This window comes from Vibrio sp. TH_r3 (assembly GCF_033101115.1).
Lineage (GTDB): Bacteria > Pseudomonadota > Gammaproteobacteria > Enterobacterales > Vibrionaceae > Vibrio.
Genome location: NZ_JAWMPW010000029.1, coordinates 1 through 23,525, shown reverse-complemented (window position 1 = coordinate 23,525; position 23,525 = coordinate 1). Strand labels below are relative to the sequence as shown.

25 protein-coding genes are annotated in these 23,525 nt (G+C 38.6%); 20 read left to right on the top strand and 5 right to left on the bottom strand.

All coding sequences use genetic code 11. The annotated features are described in order from the left end of the window. The first annotated feature begins 26 nt into the window (after nt 1-26). The 7 genes from R3X26_RS16785 to R3X26_RS16755 all read left to right on the top strand — a co-directional run bounded on the left by R3X26_RS16785 (nt 27) and on the right by R3X26_RS16755 (nt 6,047). Nucleotides 27-1,028: an ArsJ-associated glyceraldehyde-3-phosphate dehydrogenase gene (locus R3X26_RS16785; protein ID WP_317718485.1), complete on the top strand. Its 1,002-nt coding sequence runs from the start codon at nt 27-29 to the stop codon at nt 1,026-1,028. 14 nt (nt 1,029-1,042) lie between these two features. Continuing rightward, nucleotides 1,043-1,552: a cyclin-dependent kinase inhibitor 3 family protein gene (locus tag R3X26_RS16780; RefSeq protein WP_317718484.1), complete on the top strand. Its 510-nt coding sequence runs from the start codon at nt 1,043-1,045 to the stop codon at nt 1,550-1,552. 97 nt (nt 1,553-1,649) lie between these two features. After that, nucleotides 1,650-2,855, top strand: coding sequence for an organoarsenical effux MFS transporter ArsJ (gene arsJ / locus R3X26_RS16775; protein ID WP_317718483.1), 1,206 nt, complete (start codon nt 1,650-1,652; stop codon nt 2,853-2,855). Between the two features lie 206 nt (nt 2,856-3,061). Then, nucleotides 3,062-4,105: an acyltransferase gene (locus R3X26_RS16770; protein WP_317718482.1), complete on the top strand. Its 1,044-nt coding sequence runs from the start codon at nt 3,062-3,064 to the stop codon at nt 4,103-4,105. A 79-nt stretch (nt 4,106-4,184) separates the two neighbouring features. Further along, nucleotides 4,185-4,550 (top strand): DUF4145 domain-containing protein, encoded by a 366-nt coding sequence (locus tag R3X26_RS16765; protein ID WP_317718481.1) that lies wholly within the window; start codon nt 4,185-4,187, stop codon nt 4,548-4,550. Nucleotides 4,551-4,693: 143 nt separating this feature from the next. After that, nucleotides 4,694-5,317 (top strand): lysoplasmalogenase family protein, encoded by a 624-nt coding sequence (locus tag R3X26_RS16760; protein ID WP_317718480.1) that lies wholly within the window; start codon nt 4,694-4,696, stop codon nt 5,315-5,317. A 145-nt stretch (nt 5,318-5,462) separates the two neighbouring features. Beyond that, nucleotides 5,463-6,047, top strand: coding sequence for a YhgN family NAAT transporter (locus tag R3X26_RS16755; protein ID WP_317718479.1), 585 nt, complete (start codon nt 5,463-5,465; stop codon nt 6,045-6,047). 86 nt (nt 6,048-6,133) lie between these two features. Here the strand turns inward: R3X26_RS16755 and R3X26_RS16750 are convergent, their stop codons facing one another. Together R3X26_RS16750 and rsmD are read right to left on the bottom strand one after the other, a co-directional pair. Next, nucleotides 6,134-6,400: a DUF1145 domain-containing protein gene (locus R3X26_RS16750; RefSeq protein ID WP_317718478.1), complete on the bottom strand. Its 267-nt coding sequence runs from the start codon at nt 6,398-6,400 to the stop codon at nt 6,134-6,136. After that, on the bottom strand, nt 6,397-6,996 hold the full coding sequence (rsmD, locus tag R3X26_RS16745; protein WP_317718477.1) for a 16S rRNA (guanine(966)-N(2))-methyltransferase RsmD: 600 nt from the start codon (nt 6,994-6,996) through the stop codon (nt 6,397-6,399). Before rsmD ends, R3X26_RS16750 begins: the two co-directional genes overlap by 4 nt. Before the next feature lie 163 nt (nt 6,997-7,159). Here rsmD and ftsY point away from each other — a divergent pair, with 163 nt between their 5' ends. From ftsY to glpG, 6 genes are all read left to right on the top strand, one after another. After that, nucleotides 7,160-8,443 carry a signal recognition particle-docking protein FtsY gene (ftsY, locus tag R3X26_RS16740; protein ID WP_317718476.1) on the top strand — a complete coding sequence of 428 codons (1,284 nt, stop codon included), beginning with the start codon at nt 7,160-7,162 and terminating at the stop codon, nt 8,441-8,443. Nucleotides 8,444-8,530: 87 nt separating this feature from the next. Beyond that, nucleotides 8,531-9,205, top strand: a complete 675-nt coding sequence (ftsE, locus tag R3X26_RS16735; protein ID WP_317718475.1) for a cell division ATP-binding protein FtsE — start codon at nt 8,531-8,533, stop codon at nt 9,203-9,205. Beyond that, nucleotides 9,195-10,139: a permease-like cell division protein FtsX gene (gene ftsX, locus R3X26_RS16730; RefSeq protein ID WP_317718474.1), complete on the top strand. Its 945-nt coding sequence runs from the start codon at nt 9,195-9,197 to the stop codon at nt 10,137-10,139. Before ftsE ends, ftsX begins: the two co-directional genes overlap by 11 nt. A gap of 190 nt (nt 10,140-10,329) precedes the next feature. Beyond that, the gene (gene rpoH / locus R3X26_RS16725) at nt 10,330-11,184 is read left to right on the top strand and encodes an RNA polymerase sigma factor RpoH (protein WP_317718473.1); all 855 of its coding nucleotides are present in this window, start codon (nt 10,330-10,332) and stop codon (nt 11,182-11,184) included. 496 nt (nt 11,185-11,680) lie between these two features. Continuing rightward, complete coding sequence (glpE, locus tag R3X26_RS16720; RefSeq protein WP_317718472.1) at nt 11,681-12,001, top strand: thiosulfate sulfurtransferase GlpE; 321 nt, start codon at nt 11,681-11,683, stop codon at nt 11,999-12,001. Then, nucleotides 12,002-12,838 carry a rhomboid family intramembrane serine protease GlpG gene (gene glpG, locus R3X26_RS16715; RefSeq protein ID WP_317718471.1) on the top strand — a complete coding sequence of 279 codons (837 nt, stop codon included), beginning with the start codon at nt 12,002-12,004 and terminating at the stop codon, nt 12,836-12,838. A gap of 16 nt (nt 12,839-12,854) precedes the next feature. Here glpG and R3X26_RS16710 read toward each other — a convergent pair whose 3' ends face one another. Next, on the bottom strand, nt 12,855-13,265 hold the full coding sequence (locus R3X26_RS16710) for a flagellar basal body-associated protein FliL (protein ID WP_317718470.1): 411 nt from the start codon (nt 13,263-13,265) through the stop codon (nt 12,855-12,857). A gap of 113 nt (nt 13,266-13,378) precedes the next feature. Between R3X26_RS16710 and R3X26_RS16705 the strand changes: the two genes are divergently transcribed. Together R3X26_RS16705 and ubiA are read left to right on the top strand one after the other, a co-directional pair. Then, nucleotides 13,379-13,924 (top strand): chorismate lyase, encoded by a 546-nt coding sequence (locus R3X26_RS16705; RefSeq protein ID WP_317718469.1) that lies wholly within the window; start codon nt 13,379-13,381, stop codon nt 13,922-13,924. Then, a complete protein-coding gene (gene ubiA, locus R3X26_RS16700; protein ID WP_317718468.1) occupies nt 13,921-14,772 on the top strand; it encodes a 4-hydroxybenzoate octaprenyltransferase in 852 nt (283 codons plus the stop codon). The genes R3X26_RS16705 and ubiA overlap by 4 nt, the downstream gene beginning before the upstream one ends. Before the next feature lie 138 nt (nt 14,773-14,910). On the opposite strand, the gene plsB is transcribed toward ubiA, so the two are convergent. Continuing rightward, nucleotides 14,911-17,334 (bottom strand): glycerol-3-phosphate 1-O-acyltransferase PlsB, encoded by a 2,424-nt coding sequence (gene plsB / locus R3X26_RS16695; RefSeq protein ID WP_317718467.1) that lies wholly within the window; start codon nt 17,332-17,334, stop codon nt 14,911-14,913. 316 nt (nt 17,335-17,650) lie between these two features. Between plsB and lexA the strand changes: the two genes are divergently transcribed. From lexA to dinF, 3 genes are read left to right on the top strand one after another with little or no spacing between them, the layout of a single operon-like run. Beyond that, nucleotides 17,651-18,274: a transcriptional repressor LexA gene (lexA, locus tag R3X26_RS16690; RefSeq protein WP_317718466.1), complete on the top strand. Its 624-nt coding sequence runs from the start codon at nt 17,651-17,653 to the stop codon at nt 18,272-18,274. 58 nt (nt 18,275-18,332) lie between these two features. Next, complete coding sequence (locus tag R3X26_RS16685; RefSeq protein ID WP_317718465.1) at nt 18,333-19,175, top strand: class I SAM-dependent methyltransferase; 843 nt, start codon at nt 18,333-18,335, stop codon at nt 19,173-19,175. A 42-nt stretch (nt 19,176-19,217) separates the two neighbouring features. Next, nucleotides 19,218-20,591, top strand: a complete 1,374-nt coding sequence (dinF, locus tag R3X26_RS16680; protein ID WP_317718464.1) for an MATE family efflux transporter DinF — start codon at nt 19,218-19,220, stop codon at nt 20,589-20,591. Nucleotides 20,592-20,790: 199 nt separating this feature from the next. Here dinF and sthA read toward each other — a convergent pair whose 3' ends face one another. Next, nucleotides 20,791-22,191, bottom strand: coding sequence for a Si-specific NAD(P)(+) transhydrogenase (gene sthA, locus R3X26_RS16675; protein WP_317718463.1), 1,401 nt, complete (start codon nt 22,189-22,191; stop codon nt 20,791-20,793). A 267-nt stretch (nt 22,192-22,458) separates the two neighbouring features. Between sthA and fabR the strand changes: the two genes are divergently transcribed. Both fabR and R3X26_RS16665 read left to right on the top strand, forming a co-directional pair. Beyond that, nucleotides 22,459-23,082, top strand: coding sequence for an HTH-type transcriptional repressor FabR (gene fabR / locus R3X26_RS16670; protein WP_317718462.1), 624 nt, complete (start codon nt 22,459-22,461; stop codon nt 23,080-23,082). A gap of 2 nt (nt 23,083-23,084) precedes the next feature. Further along, nucleotides 23,085-23,456: a YijD family membrane protein gene (locus R3X26_RS16665; RefSeq protein WP_317718461.1), complete on the top strand. Its 372-nt coding sequence runs from the start codon at nt 23,085-23,087 to the stop codon at nt 23,454-23,456. Nucleotides 23,457-23,525 lie beyond the last annotated feature (69 nt).

Genomic DNA, 23,525 nt, shown 5'->3' with positions numbered 1-23,525 from the left:
AAGTTATTTACTTAGGATAAAGAGATATGACAATTAAAGTAGGAATTAATGGATTTGGTCGTATTGGCCGCTTGGCTTTAAGAGCTGCTTATGACTGGCCTGATATGGAATTTGTTTTAATTAATGATGTAGCCGGTGATACCACAACTTTAGCGCATTTACTGGAGTTCGATTCTATTCAAGGTCGTTGGCAGCATGAAGTAGCTGCCGATGGAACAGACATTATTATTCAGGGAAAACGTATTGCAACAACCCAACAGCGTGATATTGATTCGGTTGATTGGTCAGGATGCGATGTTGTAATCGAAGCCACAGGTGTCCATAAAAAAACATCGATGTTAAACAAATATTTATCTCAAGGAGTTAAGCGAGTGGTGGTATCGGCTCCGGTTAAAGAAGAAGGTATCGCGAATATTGTTGTTGGTGTAAATGACCATATATTTGACCCTGAAAAACATCAAATCGTAACAGCGGCATCTTGCACAACCAACTGTATTGCACCCGTAGTAAAAGTGATTCATGAACAGCTAGGTATTGAACAATCAGCTTTCACAACCATTCATGATTTGACGAACACTCAGACTATTTTAGATGCACCACATAAAGATCTACGTAGAGCACGAGCATGTGGTATGAGCTTAATTCCTACCACGACTGGATCAGCGACGGCGATTGTTGAAATTTTTCCAGAATTAAAAGATCGTATTAACGGCCATGCAGTACGAGTCCCTTTAGCTAATGCGTCAATAACCGATATTATTTTTGATGTGAAGCGAGACACAACAGCAGAAGAAGTAAATAAGTTACTGAAAGAAGCGTCGGAAGGCGAGTTAAAAGGAATTTTGGGGTATGAAGAACGTCCGCTTGTGTCAATTGATTATAAAGGCGACCAACGGTCAACGATTGTCGATGCTTTATCTACCATGGTTGTTGGTTCTCGCATGGTTAAAATTTATGCTTGGTATGACAATGAGATGGGATATGCCACTCGTACTTCAGAATTGGCACGTAAAGTCGGTTTAGCATAAAAGGAATGAATATAATGACTCATCCATCATGGCAACTTAATATTGCAGATAATAGCGCGGCACTGATTTTAACGCCTTGTCCAGGAACTAAACAGCTTGAATTAGAAGCCTCGTTACAACAACTTAAAGATTCGGGTGCCAAAGCGATTGTAACTGCATTAGAAATAGAAGAAATGGAAAAAGCTGGAGTCGCCACTTTACCAGCGTTGGCTGAAAAAGTGGGATTAAGCTGGTTTCATCTGCCGATTGAAGATGATCAGGTCCCAGGAAAACAGTTTATGGTCGATTGGCAAGTGATCAGCCCTCAATTGCATGATGTTTTAAAAAGTGGCGATAAAGTTGTTTTGCATTGTATGGGAGGGTCAGGTCGTACTGGTTTGCTTGCGGCCCATATTTTGTTGGAACTTGGTTGGGATTTATCGAGGATAAAAGCGGAAGTTCAAGCACTTCGCCCAGGTGCATTCACAAAGCCGTTGCAAATTGAATATATTGATCAAGTAAGCAAAACACGATCGTTAATTTAGAATATCAACAACTAATCTTGGCTAGAAAAATAGGATAAAGAGCTTTTGGATTACGATGTTCCTAAAGCTCTTATCGTTATAAATGGTGATTAAGTTTATGTTTTCTCATTTGAGCAAAAGTGTTCGTCAATATATGTTAGTAACGTTCAATTACTGGAACTTTACCATTACCGATGGTGCACTTCGCATGTTGGTTGTGCTGTATTTTCATGATCTTGGGTATAGCACTTTAGCGATCGCTTCTTTGTTTTTATTTTACGAATTTTTTGGGGTTGTCACCAACTTGGTTGGCGGCTGGTTAGGCGCAAGGTTAGGTCTTAATAGGACGATGAATGTCGGGCTAGGTTTGCAGATTGTTGCCTTAGTTATGTTAGCGGTACCGAGTATATGGTTAACGATTCCTTGGGTAATGATGGCTCAAGCGATATCTGGCATTGCTAAAGATTTGAATAAAATGAGTGCCAAAAGTGCGATAAAAACTTTAGTGCCAGATGACCAACAAGGAGCTTTGTATAAATGGATAGCGATTCTCACTGGTTCTAAAAATGCATTGAAAGGTGCCGGTTTCTTTATTGGTGGACTTTTGCTGTCACTTATTGGTTTTCAATATGCCGTACTTTTGATGGCGATTGTGCTTACGTTAGTGCTGATTGGTAGTCTATTTTCACTAGAAAGCGACATGGGTAAAGCGAAAACGAAGCCTAAATTTAAACAGATTGTTTCTAAATCCCCCAGTATTAATATTTTATCCGCAGCACGGATGTTTTTGTTTGGAGCTCGAGATGTATGGTTTGTAGTGGCACTGCCTGTGTATTTGGGGTCGGTTTTTGGTTGGGACCATTTATGGGTTGGTGGTTTTTTGGCACTCTGGGTAATAGCTTATGGTGTGGTCCAAGCTTTAGCGCCTAAAATAACAGGTAAAGCTCAAGGAAAAGTGCCTGACGGCTCCGCTGCTATTGTATGGGTCGGATTGTTAACAGTCATTACTGGTATTGTGGCTTACGGTGTGCAAATTGAGTGGCGACCGGAATTGGTTATTATTGTTGGTTTATTAGCATTTGGTGCGGTTTTTGCCGTAAATTCATCTCTTCATTCTTATTTGATTGTTAGCTACGCGAAAGGCGACGGTGTCTCTCTAGATGTTGGATTTTATTACATGGCTAATGCAATGGGACGGCTTATTGGTACCATATTATCTGGGTGGGTATTTCAAATTGCAGGACTATCGGCTTGTTTATGGGTTTCTTTTGTCTTTTTAGCTCTCACGACATTTATTTCTATTTATTTACCTAAAACTCGATAAAGTAAATATATAGTAAGATTAAACGCGGCTATTTTTATGGTGGCGTTTTTTTACTTATTTCTGACTATTTGTTTCTTCAATGACAGGTAATATAGCCAGATAAGTTTTGTCGCTACTCAAACCATGAATACGTCAGCCTATCAGCCAACGAATACACTTTATTGGTTATATGCAAGTATGATTTGTTTTAACTAACAGAGACGATAATGGAAAAAAGAGTTTTTTTCTTTGATTTACTGCGTTGCGTTGCAGCCCTAGCAGTTGTTGCTATCCATGTTCTTGCTCCCTATCGGCATGAGTTAGGTGTAATACCATTCCATGAATGGTTCTCTGCTATTACTATTAATGGTATGAGTCGCTGGGCAGTACCGGTCTTTATTATGATTACTGGTGGGCTGATGCTTACTGATGCAAGGCCTTTTGACGTGAAATATTATTTACGTCGTCGCCTTGGCAAGGTTCTTCTGCCTTTTATTGTTTGGTCTCTTTTTTACGCATATTTATCTGGTTGGTCCCTAGATGGCTATGATGTTGATATATCTATGAGCCTTTTAGTAAATAGCTACCGACAAGAAACTTATTATCATCTAGGTTTCTTTTACTATTTTCTGCCTCTATATTTTGTTATCCCGTTTCTGCAGGTATTTATTGCTAGAGTGGACAGCACCTCTGTCTTGTTTTTTCTATTTTTCTGGTTATTAACCACGACATTATATTTATTTAAAATAGATGGTTTTTGGAGCCATGAACTATGGTTATATTCAGGTTATTTATTGCTTGGTTACGTGCTGTATCAAAAAATTGCATTAACAAAACAGGTGATAATTTGGTTTATTTTTGCGGGTTTGATTGGTTTAGCAGCCAGTGTTGGCATGGTAACGATGAATAGTATTGCGCTAGAAAAATATACTGTTGGTCGGTGGTTATCCTATAAAACTATAAATACAGTATTTGCTGCGTCTATGGTGTTTATGCTGTGCCGTTTCTATGCGGATTATATTAATGGCACAGCAAGAAGTATTGTTGCTTTTATTAGCCGTTACTCTTTAGGTATTTACATTTTGCACCCTGTTTTTTTATGGCCGTTAAAAACATTTTATGGCCTAGAAGGAGGCGATGTTGAAACCAGTCGTGTTTTAGGGCAACCATTGTTGGTTATTCCATTTTGGACTATTTTTAGTGGTGCAGGGGCACTTTTTCTCAGCTGGATAGTATCCAAAAGCACTAAGACTGCTTGGTTATTACCTTAATAAATCAGTCATTCTCTTTTTGAGAGGAATTAATTTATACTTGTGTAAAATTATTATAAATAAGTGATAGGAGAACAATATGTCGGATATAGAGGAAGTCGTAAAGCGCTCTCGTCGTATTGAGAAGCTATTGCGGATTCATTACCATGCAGATGGTAAAGGTTTACATCAACTTATTACAAGTTGTGAAGAACGGCTACCCCATGACATGGCCAAAAAATTGAGATATGTCGCCACTATTCGTAATAAAATTGTGCATGAAGACGATTATAAGTTAGAGGATAATAAAGCTTTTTTTGCAACATGTGATTTGTGCGAAAAAGAATTAACCCCTAGAGCCAACGTGTTTATATGGCGAGCGGCTATTTTAGTGATGCTATTTTTCACGTTAGCAGCGTTAGGTGTTTATGCCGTATATTGGGATAAACTAGTACGACACTTATAATTAACATTAAATTAAGCCAATCATTAACAGTTACATAACATAAAATGGCTAATTATTGTAAAGATCGAACTATTGATGATTAATGCTGGACTAAATTTACTATTTTTCTAAACTAACCGCCATTGGTTTAAAAAGGACAATGTATGTTTAGCTGGTTGATAGTTGGGCTTTCTGGAATAATTCATATTTTTACCGCAAATGGTAATCATAAACAGCTGTCTTATGTGTTTAGAACTGTGGCTCTACTGTCTTTAATTGCTCTTTTATTTCTGAATGGTTCAGATAAACCACAGTTTGTATGGGTTGCGATTGGTCTTATTCTTTCCTGTTTTTCTGATATTGCCTATAAATTTTTGAAGCCTAATATGAGTAAGAGTTTTGTGGTTTTGCTCATTGCTTTTGTGTCATACAGTAAAGGATTTTGGTCGCAATTACATGGTGATATTGCATGGTGGGTTCCTGCTTTATTAATCGCTGGTAGTGTGATTATTGTCCTACTATTGCTTCCAAAATTAGACACTATTATTCTTCCCGTCTCTATTATTGGGTTGGTGATGCTGCAGATGTTTTGGGCTGCCTTGGCTGTTTGGATGAACAATACCAGTATAGAAAATTTATATGGCTGTTTGGCTTGTATTATCTTGATTTTCACCATGGTAGTAGATGTTATAAATAATTATCGAACTTATTTCACTAACGTAGAGTCTTGGGTTTCTGGTGGTTTTCTTTTAGGTCACTCTTTGATTGTTGCGTCAGTTATTGCCTAAATGTGGTTTGTTTATGTCGTCATTTAACTCGTTAGCAACGTTGCGCTGGTGTTTTGTCTAGACCTTTAATTTACGTCCTTCACCACGTATGTACGTTCCAAGGTAATAACTCAAAACATAAAGATTCGATGGAGTAATACAAAAAATGGATATATTGTCAGCTGCGACGATGATGTTCTTAATTATGGATCCGTTAGGTAATTTACCGGTTTTTTTATCCATTCTTAAACACATCGAACCGAAAAGACGTCGAAAAATTTTAATACGAGAGCTCTTTTTTGCTCTTACGATTCTGTTAGCGTTTTTATTTGGTGGGAAGACAATACTAGATTTTTTACAAGTACAACCAGAAACATTGAGTATTTCTGGTGGTATTATTCTATTTATTATCGCTATTCGTATGATATTTCCACAACAGGGTGGAGTGACCGGGCTTGCGGCTGGTGAAGAACCCTACATTGTCCCGATGGCTATCCCTATGATTGCCGGCCCATCGGTTATGGCATCGTTGCTGTTATTATCTAGCCAATACCCTGACCAAATTTGGGATTGGACTGCGGCATTATTAATTGCGTGGGTAGCAAACTTCTTTGTATTTATGTTTAGTAACTTCTTTCATAAAATATTGGGTGAGAAAGGATTGAATGCAGTAGAAAGATTAATGGGCCTCATATTGGTTATGATCTCTACTCAGATGTTCCTTGATGGTATAAAAAATTATGTTGGTTAAGAACGAGATGTTGTTTAGTTTTTACGCTATTCAATAATCAGTTTCGTGAGTCAATGATGTAAAAAGGCGCCAAATTTGGCGCCTTTTTACATCATGTGATTTCTTCTTATATCGAGTAAAGCAAAAATGCCAAAAATTAAAATAGACCACTTTTCCCATCCAGTGATTTTAATTTTATCACCAAATGCCCCAATGAATATGAGCATCTGAACAGCATGCATCATAAACAAGAATCCGGTCATAATGTAAAGCGCAATGGCCGCTTTGCCAGGAAAGGGCATAAAAATATTCAACAATAGTACTAGCCAAACGAAGGCAATTGATACTTTGGCTAATAAAATCAAGATTTTCATTGGCTATTCCTTTCAAATAATCGATAGCTCACTTGCCCAGCATTCTTTTCGCGATACAGTGACCAGTTGTTTGGTATATCAGGCAGTACGAGTTCTTTTTCAGTTTCTATATAAATCATAGCATTTTTTGCCAACCAATTATTCTTTTCTAACCGTTGTAGACATTCCTCTAATAGTCCCTGTCTAAATGGTGGGTCAATAAAAACAATATCAAAAGGGGTTCCCGGTTCAGAAAGAAACGACAAGGTATCGGTATTGATGGCTTTTATATTGCTTGTATTGATTGTCGCTATGTTCTTAGTCAGTTGTAAGTGAGTTTGTTTATTGAGCTCAAGCATGACAACATTTTTCGCTTGGCGAGATGCAGCTTCAAAGCCTAAACTACCTGAGCCAGCAAATAAATCTAAACAGTTTGCTTGTGGTACGTCTTGGGCTAGCCAATTAAATAATGTCTCTTTGACTCGGTCAGTAGTGGGTCTCAATCCTTCAGCTTGTCCAACTGGTAGTTTTCTACCTCGCCATATACCTGCAATAATACGAATTGAGCCTTGCTGAGATGTTTTTTGTGAACTGTTTTTACTTCGACTTCTTGACATGGATTTTTTGACCGCTAATAAAGTGTTAGTATGCTCTGTTAGATAATGGCAAAGTGTACCAATCAAAACAGAAATTATTCAGTACTTTGTTATTTTTCTCTGTTTTAATTTATTACAGAGCAGCGAATTTAGAAATAGTTAGTTAAATCTAGGACTCATGTCGATGACAGAAAAGAAAAAGCGCGGCCTATTTTCATGGCTTGGTTTCGGGGATGAACAAGACCAAAGTCAAGATACAGACCATAAAGAAAGTGAAGAGCTTCAACAAAATGATCAAGGTGTAGCGGTTGATAATAAAACGGATACACCTGCTGATTCGGTTTCAAATACGCAAGAAACTGAAGTGTTGACAGAAACGCCAGTTGCGGTAGATGAAACAGAAGATGCTAGTGATGACTTCGTTGAACATACCCCTAAAGCTGAAACCGTTATACCTGAAAACGTGGAGTTAGAGGTTCAAGCAACAGGAACTGAACTTAACGAGAGCGTTAATGTTAACCGAATTCAAGAGCAAGAGAAGCCTGTTGAAGGTTTTTTTACCCGCTTAAAACGCAGTTTAGCTCGAACTAAACAGAATATCGGAGCCGGTTTTTTTGGTCTATTTAAAGGTAAAAAAATAGATGACGATCTGTTTGAAGAGTTAGAAGAACAGCTTCTTATTGCGGATGTGGGAATGGATACGACGCAAAAAATCATTAATAACTTGACTGATAAAGCCTCGCGACGTGATTTAAAAGATGGTGAGGCACTGTACGGGCTTCTGAAAGAAGAGATGGCAGAGATCCTTTCCACAGTAGAGCAACCATTAGAAATTGATAGTCAATCCTCACCGTATGTCATATTAATGGTTGGTGTTAATGGTGTTGGTAAAACAACCACTATTGGTAAATTGGCTAAGCAGTTCCAAGCGGATGGTAAAAAAGTCATTCTGGCCGCAGGGGATACCTTCCGTGCTGCTGCTGTCGAACAATTGCAAGTATGGGGTGAGAGGAACAACGTGCCCGTTATTGCTCAACATACTGGCGCCGATAGTGCGTCTGTTATTTATGATGCGATAGAAGCGGCCAAAGCTCGTGGTGTTGATGTCGTGATAGCTGATACGGCAGGACGCTTACAGAACAAAGGCCATTTAATGGAAGAGCTACGTAAAATCGTGCGTGTCATGAAAAAAGTGGATGAATCTGCTCCGCATGAAGTTATGTTAACGCTTGATGCAGGTACCGGACAAAACGCGATTAGCCAAGCTAAGCTATTTAGTGACGTATCTCCAGTAACAGGTATTACGCTCACAAAACTTGACGGAACCGCTAAAGGTGGCGTTATTTTTGCTCTTGCCGACCAGTTTCAAATACCAATTCGATATATTGGTGTCGGCGAAGGAATAGATGATCTTAGACCTTTTGAATCCGATAGTTTTATAGAAGCGCTATTTAGCAGGGAAGATTAACGATTAAGCTTTTATCTTAAAGGCCAAATTATGCATTAAAAATCAGTAGGCGTAAGAAGTGAGTGGGCATAGCAAGAGGGATTATGGGTGATTAAATTTCAGCAGGTTAGTAAGGCTTACCGAGGAGGACGGCAAGCACTCCAAAAAGTAGACTTTCATCTTAGGCAAGGTGAAATGGCCTTCCTTGGTGGTCATTCTGGTGCAGGTAAAAGTACTTTGTTAAAGCTAATATGTGCGATGGAACGTCCTTCGGATGGCTCTATCCACTTTAACGGCCATGATATTAGCAAAATATCGAATAGCGATATTCCTTTACTACGACGAAATATTGGTATTGTTTTTCAAGATCATCGCTTACTTATGGATCGTTCAGTGTTCGAAAACGTCGCGTTGCCTATGAGAATAGAACTGGCGACAGAAAATGACATTAAGCGTCGTGTGTCGGCAGCATTAGATAAAATTGGTTTATTAGATAAAGCTAAATGTTTACCGAGTCAATTGTCAGGTGGTGAACAACAACGAGTTGGGATTGCGAGAGCCGTGGTTAATCGACCTACTTTAGTCTTAGCTGATGAGCCAACCGGTAACCTAGATCCAGAACTGTCTAATCGAACGATGCTATTACTTGAAGAGTTTAACCGAGCAGGAGTTTCCGTCTTAGTGGCAACTCACGATATAGGTTTAGTTAATACTCGGCCTCAGTATAGACGATTTGAATTAAACCAAGGTTTTTTAAGTGAGGTTGAAGGTTATGGCCAATAAATCTCGTCAAAAGAAGAGAGCAGCACGTGTTGGCTTTTTCGGTATTCATCTTCGACAAGCTAAAGCATCATTTATACAAATTTGGTATAGGCCTTTAGGTAATATTTTAACGTTAGCGGTTATTGCGATGGCATTATCTTTGCCAACCAGCATTTATTTAGTTACAAAAAATGTCGCTAAAGTGAGTGAAGGCATGACTAGTCCTGCTTCGATTAGTGCCTATATAGAAGAAGATATCGCCGAAGCAAGAATTATGGTACTTAAAGATCAGATAGAGAATTGGGAAAATGTAGCAAGTGTTCAATACATTTCTTCTCAGCAAGGCCTTAGTGATATGAGTGAGTACTCTGGGTTTGATCAAGCCATTTCCTTGCTGACCGATTATTCGCTTCCAGCGGTTCTCGTAGTTCAACCTTCCGCTACAAACGATCAAGATATCAAGTCAATAGCTTCAGCAATAAGTAAAGAGCAGGGAATAACCGATGTGAGGTTAGATGAAGATTGGCTTGCTCGTTTAGATGCAATAAAACACCTAGCGATTACGGTTGTTGTTACTCTCGCAGTTTTGATGCTCAGTGCTGTCTTTCTCATCGTTGGTAATACGCTAAGATTTACTATTTTAGCGCACAAAGAAGAAATTCAAGTCATGAAGTTGATTGGCGCATCCGATAGTTTTATTTTGAGACCTTATTTATACTCCGGTATGTGGTTTGGTTTAATTGGTGCGGTATGTGCATGGGTGTTGACAGCAGCAATGACGGTTGCAGCTAATGGTGCAGTGGAAAGGTTAGCCATGTTATACGATAGTCAATTTCGTTTGATTGGCTTAAATTGGGATGAGTCTTTGCTTTTATTGATGCTTGGAATTTTCCTTGGCTATTGCGCAGCATTATTATCAGCTAAGAAACATATGAAAGAAATTGAACCTGTATAATAGTTTTGTGTCTTAAAATAGGTAAACAATTCACTGTAGAAATACGGTATATATAGAAATTGCGGTTGTATAGTATTTATATCTGTGGATAATTACTGATCCCTTTTATTGAATTTTATAGTAATTAAGTTCAATATGACTGGGATTAGGTACAAAAATTTCGCTCAATGTTAAATGAATGAGGAACTGAATGGCAATCCAAAAGTATTCAATGGGTTTAGTGACACAAGATAGCTTAGATAGCTATATACGTTCAGCAAATAGTTATCCAATGCTGACACCCGAAGAAGAACGTGAATTAGCTGAAAGACTACATTATAAAGGTGAAATAGAGGCTGCAAAAGGTCTTATTTTGTCTCACCTGCGTTTTGTAGTACATGTTGCTCGAGGTTATTCTGGTTACGGGTTACCGATGGCGGATCTGGTGCAGGAAGGCAATATCGGCTTAATGAAAGCGGTAAAGCGTTTTAACCCTGAGGTAGGCGTACGTCTTGTTTCTTTTGCCGTACACTGGATAAAAGCTGAAATTCATGAATATGTTCTTCGAAACTGGCGTATTGTTAAAATCGCCACTACTAAAGCGCAACGTAAATTGTTCTTTAACCTGCGTAAATCAAAAAAACGTTTGGGTTGGTTTAATAATGGTGAAGTTGAAACGGTTGCTCGTGAATTAGGAGTAGAGCCTTCAGAGGTTCGTGAAATGGAATCTCGTCTTGCTGCTCAAGATTCAGCGTTTGAATTGCAAAGTGATGATGATGACTCTTCGAGTTATTCTGCACCAGTTTTGTATCTTGAAGATAAACATTCTGATGTTGCCGATAATGTTGAAGCGGATAACTGGGAACATCATACCAATACTCGTTTGTCTCATGCTTTAGCAACACTAGACGAACGCAGCCAACATATTGTCCGCTCCCGATGGTTAGAAGATAACAAATCGACCTTGCAAGAACTTGCTGAAATGTACAGCGTATCAGCAGAAAGAATACGTCAGCTAGAAAAGAACGCGATGAAAAAACTTAAACTTGCAGTAGGTGAGTTTTAAAGCCTTAAATATAGACGTGTATTCAGTATGAATTTTATTGCAATGCAATAAACGATAGAAACAAAAATAAAAAACCGAGATCAGAAGTGATCTCGGTTTTTTTTATTTTTGATCACTATTAATGATCATTGTGCTTAATATTTTGTGTATAAGTCTGTGGGAAAAACTTTTATGTCCTGTCAGGAAGCAATGAATAGACTTGAGTCAGAGCTAAAATAGCATTGGGGATAGTTTTTAATATATACACAACAAAATGACGATCAATACTACATCTAGTGGATCTTTTTTAACTGGTACACTTTATCAACGTAATTAACAGCTTTATCCACAGGTGACTAAAAGTTAATCATCTGTGGATAACAATATAATACTAAATGCCATAAAAGTAATTTCGAGTTAAAGGTAGAAAAGTACTTTAATCATAACTATGTTACTTGGGTGTAAATAGCGGTTGGTATACAATCAAGCAACAATAAAATAGAAAAGGGTTAATCAAGTGGATAGCTTTAAGCATATTGATGTAATTGGAGCGAATACTTTAATTCGTGAAAAAGATGCGGTATTGGTTGATATTCGAGACGCAGGATCTTTTTTTACATCTCATGCGGAATCTGCACGTCATTTAACGAACGAAACGATGGTGTCTTTTATGGATGATGTAGACTTTGATCGGCCAATACTTGTTATATGCTATCACGGAATTAGTAGCCAAGGTGCAGCTCAGTACCTTATTAATCAAGGTTATGAAGAAGTCTATAGTGTCGATGGTGGTTTTACCGCGTGGCATGCGGCTGACCTACCAATTCAGAGAAACTAAATGGTTAAGCTCATTGTTCTTGATAATCCTAGGCTTGCTCAAGCTTTTATTGATTACATGGCTTCTCGACGTATCGAAGTAAATTTGATGCCCGAGGGTGATGGCCAATTTGCGCTTTGGTTAAAAAATGAAGCGGATAAAGTAGAAGCGGAATCTGAGTTAAAGCAATTTTTAGCGAATCCTCAAGATAAAAAATATCAAGCGGCATCATGGGAACTAGCCGATAGCAGAACGCAAAAATTTAGCTACCATACACCAAGTATATTAGCGATGGTTAAAGCAAAAGCAGGCCCTGTGACGCTTTTAGTGATGTCGGTTACTATATTCATATTTGTGCTGTTGCAGTTAGGCTTTAGACAGGAAGTTTTTTCTGTAATGAAATTTCCGTCGACTGAGCATCAACAATGGCAATTATGGCGTTGGGTTTCTCATGCTTTACTGCACTTTTCTGTTGCTCATATTGCTTTCAATCTACTGTGGTGGTGGCAATTAGGTGGGGATATTGAGAAGCGGCTCGGTACGATTAAATTAGTCCAGATCTTTATTTTTTCCGCAGCATTATCTGGTGTCGCTCAATATTGGGTTGAAGATTCTAATTTTGGAGGATTGTCTGGAGTGGTCTACGCGTTAATGGGCTATTCGTGGTTACTTGGGATTTTATCACCAGAAAAGGGCTTAGAGTTACCTAAGCCTATTGTTGTATTTATGCTTGTTTGGTTGGTACTAGGATTTGTCCAACCTTATATGGCTATTGCCAATACGGCACATCTTGTTGGATTACTGGCAGGAGCGCTATTAGCGTGCCTAGATAGTTATATGGGAAGAACGCAAAACTAATTAGCGATAAAACGAATTACTGATAAAGATATTTGGTAAATAATAGGTCGGCGATAAGTGTTTTACCTGTCTCTGCTACCAATAGGTTATTTAGGCTGTCTTTAAGTTGTTTTCTTAATGCTTCTCTTCCTGCAAGAGTCTTGGCTTGCTCCTGGGTTAATTGGCCTATTTGTTCGACGATAGCGTCTCTGATAAGAGGGGCATGTTGTTCTAACTCGGCAACATAGGCACTATCTGCGACCATTAAATCAACTCTAACCTGCAGATAAGCTAACCGTTGACCTTCGGCATACACATTGGTGGTTAGGTCTGGTGACAATGTATAGTAAGCAAACGTCGGTCCATTTTGTTCTTCTTCTGCAACAGCAAGAGTCGAACAAGTACTTGTTAGGATAAAAAACAGCAGAGTAACGTATCGTTTAAGCATAATAGTGTAATCTTTATTTTGATTAGGATTATAGGTGTGTTTTAGTCTGTTACAATATAGCATCTAATATCCAAGTATAAATTGCTTCTTCTATCAATACTAAATAAAAATATATGACAGAGCTAATTTCCCCCTACATTGCAGCCCTAAAAAAAATAGATTGGCAAGACATCAATTTATTTCAAGATTCCTCCGACATTTCTTTGAGTTGGTTATTGGAAAAAGGGTCATTATCGCGCCGCTTAGAAGAAAAATGTGAAGATTTGACGGTTAACGTTTCTGTAAATGAGATGATTTCTTCTGCACAGATGTGCTTAGAAGAGAAAAACTTATTAGGTAATTCATCATGTTTGTTGCGTGAAGTCGTTTTATTTGGTGATGCTCAAGCATGGTTAATTGGTCGAACGTTAATCCCTGAAAATTCACTTGACGAGCAGCCATGTGACTTACAAAAGCAAGGTAATACTCCTCTTGGCTTAACCGTTTTTAGTGTGGAGAGTGTTCGTCGAGATGCATTACAATTTGGTTGGGTAACGGTTGCGAATCAACAGTTGGTTGCTAGACGTTCAAGGTTATGGATGAATAATAAGCCGATGTTAGTCGCCGAGCTTTTTCTTCCAGGCTCACCGGTTTATCTCAAGGAAGTGGAGGTGAAATGAGTTTTATAAAAGCACGATCTTATTGGCAATTAATGCGGATGGATAAGCCTATAGGTTCATTACTGCTATTATGGCCAACTTTATGGTCTTTGCTACTTGCCGCTGAAGGAAGTCCTAAACTTGATGTGTTGATTGTGTTCGTATTAGGTGTTTTGTTAATGAGATCGGCTGGCTGTGTCATTAATGATTTTGCCGATAGAAAAATAGATGGTCACGTCAAGCGAACACAAAAACGACCTTTACCTTCAGGGATGGTAAAACCGGTAGAAGCGATTATCTTGTTTTTTGTGTTGGCTTTATCGTCATTTATTCTTGTTCTTACCATGAATGAGTTAACCATCCATTTGTCTTTCATAGGGATAATTCTCGCGTTTATTTATCCATTTATGAAACGATTTACCCATTTACCTCAACTGTTTTTAGGCTTAGCTTTTAGTTGGGCTATTCCGATGGCGTGGGCAGCACAAGCGAATGAATTAGTGGCTCCAGTTTGGTTGTTGTTTGTAATAAATGCTATATGGACAATAGCTTACGATACGCAATATGCGATGGTGGATCGAGAGGATGATTTAAAAATAGGTGTTAAATCAACCGCTATTCTATTTGGTCAACGTGATAAAGCCATTATTGGCTGCCTACAACTTATGACATTGGGGTTATTTATCGTTCTTGGTAGTTGGTTACATTTAGGATCGGTGTTTTATTGGGGACTGTTAGTCTCAGCTGGATTATTTGTTTATCAGCAAAACCTGATTAAAAAGAGAGAAAGAGAACAGTGCTTCAAGGCATTTTTAAATAATAATAACGTTGGCTTTGTCATCGCTGTGGCTATATATTTCAGTTATTAATACTGAAATATATAAAAGCGAGTACCATCATAGTTAAATGATACTCGCTATTTCCTTTCAAATGCTTATACGGTCAGTTGTTAATATTATTTTTATCGAGTCATCCCCGCATCCTCATTGACAACTTAGCTATTCATCTCATATTTCACTGTATAAACTTTCTTGAATAGTCAGCCTTACTTCTGTGGGAAGTAACGCTGATAGTACATATGCAAGATGTTGAGTATTTTCTGTATTACAGCGACCATCAAGGTCGACATATTTTTGTTCCTTTAAGGTGCTAAAGAGAGAGGTAAATACGCCTTTATCAAAAAATTCAGGCGCATTGATACCATGCAATCGACCAAGCCTTTGCGCCACTTCTTGGCATTTTTGCTCCAATTGAGATTTCTCTAGCTCGGGGTTTGCGCCAAGTAAATTGACAGAAATAGCATAACGTTGAAGTGTTTCAGCAATCGTACGAGCAAGTAGCATGAGCGACTGAATTCTTTGTTGATCAATGCAAATAGTATCTTCTGTACGACACACCAGTTTTTGTCTCAGTAATTCGGTCAGAAGATTGTCTACGGTTTGATCTAACTCCGATTGAGCGTAGTTTAAAAATAATTCCTTTTTAAGGAAAGGATAGAGTTGGTGAACAACCGATTTTATATAGTCGATAGATAAGCTTTCATGGCGAACAACCAGGTGAGCAATCAGCGACGGCAAAGCAAATAAGTGAATGATATTATTGCGATAATAGGTCATTAAAATTGACTGATTTCGATCAAGTGAAATCATATCGCCTATTGTGTCGGTTTCGGTAACAAACTTATCGAGTGATAACGCATGGTCAACTAACTTTTCAGCTGGTAGTGTTGGCATGGTGAAAGTATCTGAATACGGTACATTTTTTAGTAAAGATAAATAAGAATCGATTTGCGTTATTAAGGTTTCTCTGGATAAGGCTCGTTGACGTGAAGCTAATAGAGCGGTAGCACATAGTGTTAATGCGTTAGCCGCTGCAGCGTCGTTGATATTGGTCATCATTTTAACTGCAAGCTTATTTACAGTAGGCGTTAACCATTGAGGCCTTGGTGGATCAAGTGGATTAATGTCTTGTTTCCATGTTGGAACTTCTTCATTGAGAAATTGATTCAATGGGATAGGTTGGCCAAAATTTACATATCCTTGCCCAAAATTGCGCAGTTTTCTAATGGTCTTGATAACTTGGCCTGCATTCTCCTTTTCTTTGCGCTTACCGCGCAACTCTTTGGCATAAGTCGATACTTCCATAACATGTTCGTAACCAATATAGATTGGTACTAATGTGACAGGTCTAGTTTGTTCACGTAACATGGCTTGAATGGTCATTGCCAGCATACCTGTTTTTGCAGGAAGCAATCTACCCGTTCGAGAACGCCCGCCTTCGCTGAAATATTCCACTGAATATCCTTTGGTAAATAATTCTGATAGATATTCACGAAAGATAGTGGAGTAGAGCTTGTTCCCTTTGAAGCTGCGGCGAATGAAAAATGCCCCGCCGCGGCGGAAAATAAGCCCAGCAGGGAAGAAGTTCAGATTTATACCAGCAGCAATATGCGGAGGAACCATACCTTCATGGTATAGAACATAAGAGAGCAGCAAATAATCCATATGGCTACGATGACAAGGGACATAAACAATTTCATGGCCATCTTGAGCTAAGCGACGAACGGTCGCCGCATTGTTTATTGTTAGTCCCTGATAGAGCTTATTCCAAAACCAGCCAAGAATTCGTTCACCATTTTTTACTAATGAATAAGAAAAATTGGCCGCTATTTCGTCTAATATTGAATGGGCTTCTTTGCGTGCTTTTTCAATACTGATGTTTTTGCTTTTAGATTCATCTTCTATCGCTTTTTTAATGACTTCAGAATCTAATAAGCGAGTAAATAGTTGTTCTCTGTTCGGAAGTTTTGGTCCTGTAGCTGCGAGCTTTTGACGAGAGAAATGTGTACGAGCTACTCTTGCGAGTTTATGGGCAATTGAATTATCGGTACCGTGTACATCAGCCATATAACGTAGTGAAACCACAGGGCTAAACCTAACCATACAATCTCGGCCAGAAAGAATTACCGCTGCGGCTTTTTGCGGACCGTTCATGGCTCGCAGGTAAGGTCTTAAATCGGCTTCTTTACCCGGTTTTCTTCCCCATAGAACAGATGATGGGATGACCTGAATATCAAGTTCTGAATCTTCATCATGCAATTTCAATAAGTCGCGAAAGAGTGAGACTGATTCAGTAGGAATATGTTTGTCATTTCTTAGAATCGTTGGTCGAGAACTAATAAATACATATCGACCAAGTTCTTTACCGTTTACTTCAAGCGGAGAGAGAGGATCGGGAAGACCAATCTCCAATGCTTTCTTTCTTAGCGTTAGGAGATCGATATTTGAACGAAACGGCAACGCGTAGATGATAGGTTTATTAATATCAATCTGTAAGTCTGCAATAGGATTTGTTGGGATCGCGGTACTTTTTACTAAAAAAGACAATGGCAATTTTAAAAGTGAGCGTGAAATTATTCGTCCAGATGACATTAGATGTATCGCCTCAAAAGTGATCAAAAATGCAGTGCATTTCCGTTGTACTAATGATGAAACTGCATCGTATTAATGGATGACAAAGTTTCGCTAAAAGTAATTTGTGCGCAAGAATACCAGAAACTGGATAAAGCTTTTATGTCTAAATCAAAATGTTTTATGATTTTTGTGCCTCAGAAAGTGTTTTTTGCGTTAGAAAATAGCTCTGATAAAGACTCGCAGCACTTAGTGGTTAAAAAATAACACCTTTTGATTGCAAACTACAAAATACTGGATATACTCACAGTTAACTGTATAAAAAGACAGGTGAATTATGAAGCCGTTAACCCCCCGCCAGCAACAAGTCTTCGATTTGATCAAAGATAAAATTGATGCCTATGGTATGCCTCCAACAAGAGCGGAAATCGCTAGAGAGTTGGGATTTCGATCAGCTAATGCTGCCGAAGAGCATTTAAAAGCATTAGCAAAAAAACAAGCAATCGAGATCATTCCTGGAGCATCAAGAGGTATCCGTATTTTGCTGCAAGATAATGTGGCAAATGATGAACTCGGTTTGCCCTTGATTGGCCAAGTAGCAGCAGGAGAGCCGATTCTGGCTCAGGAGCATGTAGAAGCCAACTACAAAGTTGATCCTTCGATGTTTCGTCCTCAAGCTGACTTTTTGCTACGAGTTCAAGGCGAGAGTATGAAGGATATTGGTATTATGGACGGGGATCTATTAGCTGTTCATAAAACTCAAGATGTGAGAGATGGGCAGGTAGTGGTAGCTCGTGTTGATGATGATGTCACGGTTAAGCGATTAGAAAGAAAGGGCGCTACCGTTTTGTTACATGCAGAAAATGAAGAATTTTCGCCAATTCAAGTTGATTTAACATCGCAGCATCTTGCTATTGAAGGGGTGGCAGTAGGGATTATTCGTAATACTGACTGGATGTAATATAGCTTGCATATATAAATGATAATCATTATCATTGTCTTCTTGGGGAGAAATGATAATGAACAAACAAACGTTTAAACCATTAACTAAAAGTTCTAATGAGGCGCAGCAGCGTCTCAATTATGCTGTCCCTGCCCACTTGTTACAGCCTATGTGGTTACGAGGACAAGAAAGTTTGGTTGATGATGGGTTAATTTATGATCCCATTGCTGCTAATGCTTGTCGAAACTGTATCCTGTCTGATGAATGCCTCGCCGGTGATATTAATCAAAAACAATTATTGCACGCCACTATTACAAAAATTTGTGATGAAAGAGTGCAAATGTTTTTAGAAAAAAATCCTAATGCTTGGGTGTTAAATATTGGCGCAGGGCTTGATACTCGTTTTTATCGGTTAGATAACGGAATTTGTCATTGGATAGAAATTGATGTATCTGAAAACCTTCTATGGCGAGAAAAACTATTCCACTCTAGTGGGCGATATAAGTTAATTTGTGGCTCGGTTGATGACGTTGATTGGATCGATTCCTTGTCTATCCCGTCTAATGTGCCGGTGTTAATTGTCTGTGAAAATGCCTTACTCTCATCTTCAGAACATAACGTTCGTCAATTTATTCAATCGATTAGTCTTCGCTTTAATTCTTGTCATGCCTGTATTGTTGTCGCTGGTGATAAGTCGTCATCAACATTAGGGTTGCGACTTGGTAGCCAACAGTATTTACATGGCCTTGCTAAGCCAGCGGAAAAATTACGCCAATGGCTTCCATGGTGTAAGTCTATTAAATTATTTTCACCGTTGGATGATAATTGTGGTCGGTGGAAATTATGGCAACGAGCGCTTTCGGTGTTTCCTTCTATTCGAAATAGGTTAACGCCTGTTTTAGTTGAATTGTCTTGGTAAAATAATAAGGGACAATTATTCATTTGCTACGGTACACTCTCAATGAAACTTAGTGAGGTGACTGTGGGCAACTCTTTTTTATCTATATTGCGGGATACAACTGTTCATAAGCAGGTTTTACTGCTCGCGATTCCAATGGTTTTATCCAATATTACTGTGCCGATATTAGGCTTGGTTGATGCAGCCGTTGTTGGGCATTTATCTCATTCATGGTACTTAGGTGGTGTTGCGCTTGGTGGGACAATAATCAGTGTTTCATTCTGGTTGTTTGGTTTTTTAAGAATGTCGACCACTGGTTTAAGTGCTCAAGCATTTGGAGGAGAAAGAAAAGAGCAACAAGGGATTATTTTAATTCAAGGATTAACAATGGCATTCTTATTTGCTTTTGTTTTTCTACTGTTACATACCGTGATTGGCGAATTTATCTTTAACTCGAGCAATGCAAGTGATGAAGTAAAACACTACGGTGAAATTTATTTTTCCATTCGTGCATGGAGTGCTCCTGCCACTTTGGCTAATTATGTGCTTCTAGGTTGGTTATTAGGCACGCAAAATGCTAAAGCGCCTATGTGGATTGTTATCATTGCTAATTTAACCAACATTGTCCTAGATGTTGTCTTTGTTGTTTGGTTAGATTGGAAAGTTGCTGGTGCGGCTTACGCCTCAGTTATCGCTGAATATATCAGCTTGTTGGTTGGTTTTTCTTTTGTTGTTCAAACTTGGCGACAAAATTTACTGCCGAATTTATTTGTTTTTATTCGACACCGATTATCGACAATGACGACAGGTTTATCTCGATTTATAAAACTAAATCGCGATATTTTTCTTCGTTCTCTTTGTTTACAAGCGGCATTTAGTTTCATGACTTTTCAAGGCGCGAGTTATGGCGATGATATCGTTGCCGCTAACGCTGTGTTGATGAGTCTACTAATGGTTATCTCTTATGGAATGGATGGATTTGCCTATGCAATCGAAGCGATGGTTGGTAAGGCGGTGGGGGCGAGGAATCGTTCCGATCTAAAACAGTCTATCGTGGTCACCTTTTTCTGGGGAGTGGTTATTTGTTCAACTCTTACACTGATATTTTTTATTTTTGGAAATCAGTTAATCGCTACTATTACCGATATTGACAGAGTAAGAGATATTGCGGCAGTTTTTCTTCCTTGGTTGGTTGCTATGCCGTTATGTTCTATGTGGTGTTTTATTTTGGATGGTATATTTATTGGCGCAACGAAAGGCAGAGAAATGCGCAATAGTATGTTTGTTGCTGCATGCAGTTTTTTCTCGTTATTTTATTTGTTGAGTGAACAAGGTAATCACGCATTGTGGGCAGCAATGCTTGGCTTTATGCTGATGAGAGGAGCCAGTTTAGCAGTGGTCTTTATTATGCAATGGCGTAAAAAACAGTTTATTTAGAGCGATTAAGTGATCCTGATGATTGTTATTTAGCGTTAGTTTTCATTCAATGTATTCGTTCACTCGATTCGTGAAACCCAACCGTATAATAAATTTATACGATGGAGTTTCACTGGCTTACTATGACATTAATTATGTTAGTTATATAAATAAAATTAGTCACATACCCAATCAGAAGAAGTCCGAATAGTTCGCCCGTTTAAAATAAACGATTAAGGCCGTTTAGTGCAGCCACGCGGTAGGCTTCTGCCATTGTTGGGTAGTTAAACGTAGTATTTACAAAGTACTCAATATTATTTGCGGATCCTTTTTGCTCCATAATCGCTTGCCCGATATGGATAATTTCTGCAGCTCGTTCACCAAAGCAATGAATACCTAGAATTTCTTTTGTTTCTCTATGGAAAAGAATTTTTAAACTACCAATATCTTTTCCAGCAATTTGAGCGCGAGCTAAATGTTTAAATGAAGAACGTCCAACTTCATAAGGGACTTTTGCTGCAGTGAGCTCTTGTTCGGTTTTCCCTACCGAACTAATTTCAGGAATTGTGTAAATCCCGGTAGGAATATCTTCAATTAAATGCATGTCTGCATTGCCTTTAGCGATACTTTGCGCCACAAAGCGTCCTTGATCATAAGCAGCACTTGCTAAACTTGGGTAACCTATAACGTCACCTACAGCATAAACATGCTCAACATCTGTTTGATACTTATCATTAATCGCCAGTGTTCCCCTAGAGTCAGGCGATAAACCAATCGCTTCAAGGTTTAATTTGTCTGTATTACCCGTCCGTCCGTTTGCGTACAATAAGCAATCGGCACGCATTTTTTTACCCGATTGTAAGTGAATGATGACGCCATCATCATTAGCCTCTATTTTGTCATAGGTTTCATCATTTCTTATGACGACACCACTATTCCAAAAATGGTAAGAAAGAGCATCGGATGTTTCATTATCTAGAAACGAGAGTAGGCGATCGCGCGTGTTTATCAAGTCTGTTTTTACATCTAAACCGCGAAAAATAGAGGCGTATTCACAACCAATAACACCTGCGCCATAAATAATAATATTGCGAGGAGTATGTTGCAGCGAAAGGATCGAGTCACTGTCATAAATCCGATTATGAGTAAAATCAACGTCAGCAGGCTGATATGGTCTTGAACCCGTCGCAATAACAAATTTATCGGCACTATAATACTCAAAGCTGCCATCCGATTGTTTAACCGCGACTTTATTTGATTCTACAAAATGCGCTTCACCAAAAATAAGGTCGCATTGGTTACGATCATAAAAACCTTGGCGCAGACGGGTTTGCTTATCTATAACGGTTTTTGCATGACTAAGAATATTTGAAAAAGAGGCATGTACGCTGTTGGCGTTACGGCAAAAAATGGGGTTGTTGTTAAATTCAATAATACGACTAACGGCATGTCTCAGTGCTTTAGAAGGAATGGTTCCCCAATGCGTACACCCTCCGCCTACACTTGGTTCTTTTTCAATAATGGCGACGTTCAACCCTGCTTTGGTTAATCCCATTGCCGCCCCTTCACCACCCGGGCCACTACCAATTACGATTACGTCAAAGTGAGTATGTTGTCTCATGTTGAATTGCCTTCCCTGATTTTTGTTTAACATCGTTTTATTTAACATTGTGATAGCGAGATTATAACCTATTGTAACGTTTTATAATCATTCTAACTTTTTATAACTATAGGTAAATCTTGATCACACTATAGAGTGGTAATGATCACGGACTTATGTAAATCTAATGGTTATAAGTTGTGCTTTGATAATGTGTATTTCTCACATATACAAATTCGAGTTATAGTAACCTATAGTCATTAGGTCAATAGGTAAAGATAACCCCCCATGGGAATTCGTGCACTACAAAAAGAAAAAACACGCCGTTCATTAATTGATGCTGCATTTACTCAATTAAGTGCTGAGCGCAGTTTCTCTAACTTGAGTTTAAGAGAAGTCGCTAGAGAAGCGGGAATCGCTCCAACCTCTTTTTATCGCCATTTCAAAGACATGGATGAATTAGGGTTAACATTGGTTGATGAAGGAGGGTTATTACTAAGGCAGCTAATGAGGCAAGCAAGGCAACGAATCGTAAAGGAAGGAAGCGTTATTCGAACTTCAGTCGAAACGTTTATGGAATTTATAGAAAGTAGCCCAAATGTATTTAGGTTATTGCTACGAGAACGCTCTGGAACATCACCAGATTTTAGAGCAGCAGTAGCTAGAGAGATGCAACATTTTGTCGCAGAAATGACAGAATACTTAATAAGTACTGGAATGAATAGAGAAGAGGCTTCCATTCAAGCAGAAGCGTCGGTTATCTTAGTGTTTAGTTCTGGCGCAGAGGCGTTAGATTTAAACAAACACGAGAGAGAAGAGTTAACTGAAAGACTGGTCATGCAATTACGAATGACAGCTAAAGGTGCTTATTGGTACAGAAAAGAACGTGAAAGACAAAACAATAGGATATAACTATGTCAAATGAATCAATCCCTGAAAAAAATGACTCCGCAAAAAAAACATTAATCCTAGCGGTTATTGCCGGTATGTGTGGTAACGCTTTATTATCGCCTTTAACGGTTAATGAAATTTCTTTTTCTATATTTCCATTAATCGCATTGGTCTTGGCAGTTCAGATGCTGTATCAAGATTATCTACGTCACCCTATCGCAGAAGACCTACCTTTAGTTGGTTTAGCATGCTTTTTTGTCGGTGCTTTTGGCCATTCGGCGTTTGTAAAAGCACAATACCCAGATGCAGGTTCTAACTTTTTTGCCATTGTAGTGACATTATTGTTGTTGCTTTGGGTTGGCAAAAAACTTGGGTTCGTGGCTAAGCCTGCGTAAGTACATAGTTAAGCAGTACGACCATTCCCAAATAGAACTGATTACGTAAAATTAAAGCGAGCGTATGCT

Coding starts and splice junctions, on each gene's coding strand:
- R3X26_RS16785 (WP_317718485.1), top strand. CDS start 27: ATGACAATTAAAGTAGGAATTAATGGATTTGGTCGTATTGGCCGCTTG.
- R3X26_RS16780 (WP_317718484.1), top strand. CDS start 1,043: ATGACTCATCCATCATGGCAACTTAATATTGCAGATAATAGCGCGGCA.
- arsJ (WP_317718483.1), top strand. CDS start 1,650: ATGTTTTCTCATTTGAGCAAAAGTGTTCGTCAATATATGTTAGTAACG.
- R3X26_RS16770 (WP_317718482.1), top strand. CDS start 3,062: ATGGAAAAAAGAGTTTTTTTCTTTGATTTACTGCGTTGCGTTGCAGCC.
- R3X26_RS16765 (WP_317718481.1), top strand. CDS start 4,185: ATGTCGGATATAGAGGAAGTCGTAAAGCGCTCTCGTCGTATTGAGAAG.
- R3X26_RS16760 (WP_317718480.1), top strand. CDS start 4,694: ATGTTTAGCTGGTTGATAGTTGGGCTTTCTGGAATAATTCATATTTTT.
- R3X26_RS16755 (WP_317718479.1), top strand. CDS start 5,463: ATGGATATATTGTCAGCTGCGACGATGATGTTCTTAATTATGGATCCG.
- R3X26_RS16750 (WP_317718478.1), bottom strand. CDS start 6,400: ATGAAAATCTTGATTTTATTAGCCAAAGTATCAATTGCCTTCGTTTGG.
- rsmD (WP_317718477.1), bottom strand. CDS start 6,996: ATGTCAAGAAGTCGAAGTAAAAACAGTTCACAAAAAACATCTCAGCAA.
- ftsY (WP_317718476.1), top strand. CDS start 7,160: ATGACAGAAAAGAAAAAGCGCGGCCTATTTTCATGGCTTGGTTTCGGG.
- ftsX (WP_317718474.1), top strand. CDS start 9,195: ATGGCCAATAAATCTCGTCAAAAGAAGAGAGCAGCACGTGTTGGCTTT.
- rpoH (WP_317718473.1), top strand. CDS start 10,330: ATGGCAATCCAAAAGTATTCAATGGGTTTAGTGACACAAGATAGCTTA.
- glpG (WP_317718471.1), top strand. CDS start 12,002: ATGGTTAAGCTCATTGTTCTTGATAATCCTAGGCTTGCTCAAGCTTTT.
- R3X26_RS16710 (WP_317718470.1), bottom strand. CDS start 13,265: ATGCTTAAACGATACGTTACTCTGCTGTTTTTTATCCTAACAAGTACT.
- R3X26_RS16705 (WP_317718469.1), top strand. CDS start 13,379: ATGACAGAGCTAATTTCCCCCTACATTGCAGCCCTAAAAAAAATAGAT.
- ubiA (WP_317718468.1), top strand. CDS start 13,921: ATGAGTTTTATAAAAGCACGATCTTATTGGCAATTAATGCGGATGGAT.
- plsB (WP_317718467.1), bottom strand. CDS start 17,334: ATGTCATCTGGACGAATAATTTCACGCTCACTTTTAAAATTGCCATTG.
- lexA (WP_317718466.1), top strand. CDS start 17,651: ATGAAGCCGTTAACCCCCCGCCAGCAACAAGTCTTCGATTTGATCAAA.
- R3X26_RS16685 (WP_317718465.1), top strand. CDS start 18,333: ATGAACAAACAAACGTTTAAACCATTAACTAAAAGTTCTAATGAGGCG.
- dinF (WP_317718464.1), top strand. CDS start 19,218: ATGAAACTTAGTGAGGTGACTGTGGGCAACTCTTTTTTATCTATATTG.
- sthA (WP_317718463.1), bottom strand. CDS start 22,191: ATGAGACAACATACTCACTTTGACGTAATCGTAATTGGTAGTGGCCCG.
- fabR (WP_317718462.1), top strand. CDS start 22,459: ATGGGAATTCGTGCACTACAAAAAGAAAAAACACGCCGTTCATTAATT.
- R3X26_RS16665 (WP_317718461.1), top strand. CDS start 23,085: ATGTCAAATGAATCAATCCCTGAAAAAAATGACTCCGCAAAAAAAACA.